This is a genomic window from Candidatus Sordicultor fermentans (assembly GCF_012728195.1).
Classification (GTDB): domain Bacteria; phylum Atribacterota; class Atribacteria; order Atribacterales; family Caldatribacteriaceae; genus Sordicultor; species Sordicultor fermentans.
The window spans coordinates 1-4,840 of record NZ_JAAYFP010000190.1; the positions used below are offsets into that span (position 1 = coordinate 1).

Annotated in this window: 6 protein-coding genes and 1 pseudogene; 2 read left to right on the top strand and 5 right to left on the bottom strand. The window is 41.1% G+C overall.

Annotated elements, in window-relative coordinates; translation table 11 throughout:
• Positions 1-274 precede the first annotated feature (274 nt).
• Positions 275-517 (top strand): annotated as a pseudogene (locus GXZ17_RS09515) (YlbF family regulator); the annotation flags it as partial.
• A 17-nt stretch (positions 518-534) separates the two neighbouring features.
• Here GXZ17_RS09515 and GXZ17_RS09520 read toward each other — a convergent pair.
• The 5 genes from GXZ17_RS09520 to GXZ17_RS09540 are packed head-to-tail and all read right to left on the bottom strand — an operon-like array spanning position 535 to position 3,447.
• The gene (locus GXZ17_RS09520; RefSeq protein WP_409377052.1) at positions 535-1,416 is read right to left on the bottom strand and encodes a hypothetical protein; all 882 of its coding nucleotides are present in this window, start codon (positions 1,414-1,416) and stop codon (positions 535-537) included.
• Positions 1,413-2,309: a serine O-acetyltransferase EpsC gene (gene epsC / locus GXZ17_RS09525; RefSeq protein WP_409377053.1), complete on the bottom strand. Its 897-nt coding sequence runs from the start codon at positions 2,307-2,309 to the stop codon at positions 1,413-1,415. The genes GXZ17_RS09520 and epsC overlap by 4 nt, the downstream gene beginning before the upstream one ends.
• A gap of 14 nt (positions 2,310-2,323) precedes the next feature.
• Positions 2,324-2,551 (bottom strand): zf-HC2 domain-containing protein, encoded by a 228-nt coding sequence (locus tag GXZ17_RS09530; RefSeq protein WP_409377054.1) that lies wholly within the window; start codon positions 2,549-2,551, stop codon positions 2,324-2,326.
• Positions 2,530-3,126, bottom strand: coding sequence for a sigma-70 family RNA polymerase sigma factor (locus GXZ17_RS09535; protein ID WP_409377055.1), 597 nt, complete (start codon positions 3,124-3,126; stop codon positions 2,530-2,532). The genes GXZ17_RS09530 and GXZ17_RS09535 overlap by 22 nt, the downstream gene beginning before the upstream one ends.
• A gap of 15 nt (positions 3,127-3,141) precedes the next feature.
• Positions 3,142-3,447 carry a hypothetical protein gene (locus tag GXZ17_RS09540; protein WP_409377056.1) on the bottom strand — a complete coding sequence of 102 codons (306 nt, stop codon included), beginning with the start codon at positions 3,445-3,447 and terminating at the stop codon, positions 3,142-3,144.
• A gap of 352 nt (positions 3,448-3,799) precedes the next feature.
• On the opposite strand from GXZ17_RS09540, the gene cas6 reads away from it, so the two are divergent.
• Entirely contained in the window at positions 3,800-4,567 is a 768-nt protein-coding gene (gene cas6, locus GXZ17_RS09545; protein ID WP_409377057.1) for a CRISPR-associated endoribonuclease Cas6, read from the top strand.
• Positions 4,568-4,840 lie beyond the last annotated feature (273 nt).

A 4,840-nucleotide genomic window follows, 5' to 3' on the forward strand; every position in this document is an offset into this window, starting at 1 on the left:
GGTGGGAATCCACTGGTGGATGCTTTTTTTAGTTTTTAAATACTTTTGGACCCCTCGTAGAGGCATTCAGGGGCAGCGGCCTCTTATGGTTCTTAATCAAAAGGGGAAAAGAGGGGGTTTGTCCCTCGAAAGAAAGAGGACACGAAAGGGATAATTTGAATTTTTAAAAAGAAAGTTTAGAAAAATCCTATATGGTATAACCAAGTTTAATCTTTTCTGTTACAATAGATAAAATTATGAAGGAGGTGCACCCGTGGCAAAACTGACCAAAAGCATGAAGGAGGCTATTGACCAATTAGCTCAACAAATTATATCTTCTGCCGCTTACCAGAATTTCCAGGAAAAAAGAGCTCTTTTAGCTAACGACCCTAACTTTCTTTCTCTTTATCAACAGTTAGAGGAAAAACAAGACATGCTGGACAAATTGGCCGATAGTGAAGAAGATATACCCGATGAATATTTAGAAGAATTAGAAGAAATTAGCAAACAATTGCTTTCTGAACCTCTGTTTGTGGATTATCTTAAAGCCCAGGATCAATTGATATCTCTATTGGAGTTGATTAATGACGAACTTAGTTCATTATTGGGTTTTGACTTTGCTGACTCGATTAACTTCTTAAAAGAGGAGGAAGAAGGAGAAGAATTCTGGGAATAAGTTTCCTCCAGCTTGAGGAGTAAATACCTTACCCTTCCCATATCGGGCAAATGGTCGAGGGAAGTCTTGTGCTCATCAAACTGAAACTGACGGCAGCTATCAGGAGGAGTAAAAGAATCAGGGATTTTAACACCAGCATATAAAGTGTTCCATCCCATTTCTCGCAAGCGTTTAGCGACAGAAGGCTCGCATATCTCTTCTATGGGTTGGTTTTTCTTTATTACTGTGCACTTCCCGGTGCTTATATCCACTCCCCCACCAAGAAACGAGCTGGCGGCAGGTTCAAAAAAGATACAATATCGACAGACATCAAGACGAGTGTGGCACTTAGGGCAGTAAAGAGGACGACTCTTTACTGCTATCCCCTCGTTGGGGATAGTTTTCAAAGTTTCAGGGATTTCTATCCGACAAAAAGGACATAAAAAAGAAGAAGGCCAGGTAACCCTGGTAATTTTTGGTGATTCTTTAAGAAGTTGGATTTTTTCCTCATCGGTAAGAGGTAGCTGTGGTTTTCTCACCCACTGGAATTTAGGATAGTGGAAGAAGGCTTCTATTCCGTACAATAAAGAACGGAAGAAAGAAATTCCTTTCTGGCGAGAAAAAGAAAAGGCAGAAACAGCGTAAAAAAAGGAAAGGGAAAACCAGAAAATAGGCCAGATATACAGAACCACTATTTTTAAAATAGGAAAGGGAAAGAAAAGATATAATATAACCCCACCCAGCCAGATGAGAAGAAAAATAAGGTGGCGACGAGCACTCATAGTTTTTGGTTTTCTGATATTTTGAGACGAGGTTCCTCAATGGCTACCTTGGTATAAGGAGGAATAGAGTGAGTAAGCCAGACATTACCCCCTACTACACTGCCCTTCCCGATTATAGTTTGGCCTCCCAGGATGGTAGCTCCAGCATAGATAGTTACGTTATCTTCAATGGTAGGATGACGCTTAATCCCTCGAATAATTTTACCTCGTTCATCTTTGGGGAAAGATAGAGCCCCCAGTGTCACCCCCTGGTAAATTTTAACATTATTGCCAATTTCACAGGTTTCTCCAATCACCACTCCTGTTCCGTGGTCAATGAAAAAGCTTCGACCGATTTTGGCCCCGGGGTGAATATCTATACCAGTCGCTGAGTGAGCATATTCGGTCATCATTCGAGGTATAAGAGGAATTCCCTGAATAAAAAGCTCGTGAGCCAGGCGATAGATCGAGATAGCCACAAGACAGGGGTAACTGAATATTACCTCATCCAGACTTTTGGCCGCCGGGTCACCGTCAAAGGCAGCTTGAACGTCGTCTTCTAACATCTCGCGCACCGCAGGTAGCTTACCGAAAAATACTTCCGTTTCACGATAGGCTCTTTCTTCCCCCTCCGGTGATTTATCGCCCAGAGAAAAAGCGATTTCTCGGCTCAACTCGCCAAAGATATAGTCTAATTTGCCCCCCACAAAATATTCAGCGTTGAGCCAGGATAGATTGGTTCTTCCTAAATAACCGGGAAAGAGCAATTCCCTCAATTCCTCAGAAATCTCTATCACTTTATCTCGAGAGGGAAAATGCTTGTTCTCTATATTAGTTATTTTTTCTGTCTTCCGGTAGCTTTCCACCAGAGACTTGGCCCATCTTTCGATGGCTATGGGGTGAGAGGGAAACAATTTTTATTCCTCGACTAAAATTGAGCGATGACGTTTTCTATTCTGAAAAACAGACTGGCAGGAACTTCATCATTACGCCCATTTATTCTGATTAAGTTCTCCAGATTTCTCTCTAACTCGTACATCTGGCAGCATTTAAAGCACCACTTCAGATGTTCTTCGATTTGCCGCCTTTCGCTTTCGGTTAATATTTCATTGTCTAAATACAGATATATCTTACCTAAGACTTCTTTGCAGTCCATCCTTCCTGGTTCTTCCTTTCTGAATCATTTCTCCGGGTGGAAGAGTATTCCCATAGCGACTTTTGCAGCAATCTTCTACCTCGCCACAGACGAGACATAACTGTCCCTATAGGTATATCCAGTATTTCTGCTGCTTCTTTATAGGAGAAGCCCTCCACCAGGACCAAGACCACCACAGCTCTAAACTCTACAGGTAGATCCTCTATAGCTTTAAGAATATCCTCCTTGGTTAAAGTATTTAACAAAGCTTCCTCTGGGGTTATTCCCTCAGCTATAGGTTGGAAAAAAGATTCTTCTTCCATCTCATCTAAGGAAGGAAGCTTTTGCCTGTCTCTTACCCGGTAATAGTTATTTATAAAAGTGTTGGTTAAGATTCGGAATATCCAGGCTCGAAAATTAGTCCCCTTTTCAAACCGATCAAAGGCAGCAAAAGCTTTGGTCACTGTTTCTTGAACTAAATCTTCAGCGTCTTCTCGGTTACGAGTCATACGCAGAGCAGTACGAAACAGTGCCCCTAATTCAGGATTCAATAACTCTTGAAAATATTTCTTTTCTTCTTCTTTGGTACTCACCATTACCAATCAACCTTTTCAGGAATCCTTTAAAAAATCAGCATTTTTTAAATTTTCCAGCTCTTTGTGAAACTGGATTATTTCGTCAATGGTTATTTGGCCTTTGGGTTTGGCCTTTTTCTTCTTTTTAGTGGTAATCCGTGCTACATCCTCCAGTTTCTCTAAGTTAAAATTAACTTCGCAGAAATCTTTGCAATTGGGACATATATATCTTATGTATCCACTGCCCCGGTAAGCAGGAATTTTATAAATTCCAATTTCTGTTACGTCCTCCAAGGTAATCAACGCCTTACAATTTTTGCACTTTAAAGGAAGCTCCTGCATTTCTTCCTCCTAAACTATTTTTGAATATTTTACCAATATATAGTAAATAATACAAGGAAAATTTTTTCTGGCCTCTGAACATAGCTTTATATAACCCGTTACACAATTTCCCTGAATATTTGCCGGCCTTTTTCTCCCTCAACGTTGAAGTGTTTTTCCTCCAGCGTACGATGTGACGGGGCTTGCAATAGCAGGCTGAGGTGGATTATCCTCAGGAAAAAGGTACAAAAACCCCGCAATTTAGCTCTCTTGCAACTCTCAAGAAGAAGTACCACCTGAGGGGGCTTCCTCTCAGGGGTGGTATTTGATAGAATAGGTTACACTTCCTGATTATAAAAAGAGGGGGGTATTGTTGAGAATAAAAGTTACCTTTCAGTCCGACCGTAAAATATGTCTTCCCACTCATCACAACCACATCATTCAGGGCTTCATATATTCAAATCTGGATCGGGCTCTCTCCAATATGCTTCACAGTGAGGGATACAAGCTGGGCTCAAGAACCTTTAAGCTCTTCACTTTTTCCCGACTTCTGGGAAAAATGAACTATAACCCTCAAGAAGGATTCACTTTCTATCCTCCTGTTTCTCTCCTTATTGCCTCTCCCAAGGTTGATATTTTAGAAAGCCTATCTCACTTTTTAGTGAAAAGGAGGGAACTGAGTTTAGGAAATAATAAAGTCTGGACGGAAAGCGTCGAAGTCATGATGGAGAAAAAGTTTACCAAGAGAGTGCAGGTTGAAATGCTCTCGCCTGTCGTAACCTATAGCACACTATATACCCAGGAAGGAAAGAAAAAGACATATTACTACAACCCCCAGGAAAAAGAATTTGGAGAAAAGATTCGAGATAATCTGATAAAAAAATACCTCTTAGTTAATGACTCACCCCTCGATGATAATCTTCAGTTTGATATTGTCCCTCTCCGGGTGAATAAAAATCATGAGAAAATCATTGTTTATAAACAAACTGTCATCCACGGGTGGATGGGACAATACGAGATAACCGGAAACCCTGAGCTTATCAAGGTGAGCTATGATGCTGGCTTGGGGAGTAAAAACTCCTCGGGATTTGGTATGTGGGAAGTGTGGAGAGAGGATTTTCCGGAGCAAAGAATACCATAAGCCAGGAAAGAAATAAAAGCCACCTATGAGGGGGAAGACTATAAGAGGGTAAACCCCCTTATAAACCCCGAGAAAAGCAAAAACAAAAGATAAAAAATAAAGATTTACTGAGGGGAAAGCTCCCTCAGTAAAAGCTTTTGGATTCCCGATTGAAGATTTCGGGCATGACGGCGGGGGGGATTCCCGACAAAATATTTCGGAAATGACAAAGAGACAATGAGGGGGCAAGCCCCCTTATAACCCCGAACTATAAAGGGGAGAACCCCTTTATAA

Excerpts from the sequence above, each read along its gene's own strand:
- GXZ17_RS09535 (WP_409377055.1), bottom strand. The coding sequence starts at position 3,126 with ATGGTGAGTACCAAAGAAGAAGAAAAGAAATATTTTCAAGAGTTATTG.
- GXZ17_RS09520 (WP_409377052.1), bottom strand. The coding sequence starts at position 1,416 with ATGAGTGCTCGTCGCCACCTTATTTTTCTTCTCATCTGGCTGGGTGGG.
- GXZ17_RS09530 (WP_409377054.1), bottom strand. The coding sequence starts at position 2,551 with ATGGACTGCAAAGAAGTCTTAGGTAAGATATATCTGTATTTAGACAAT.
- GXZ17_RS09540 (WP_409377056.1), bottom strand. The coding sequence starts at position 3,447 with ATGCAGGAGCTTCCTTTAAAGTGCAAAAATTGTAAGGCGTTGATTACC.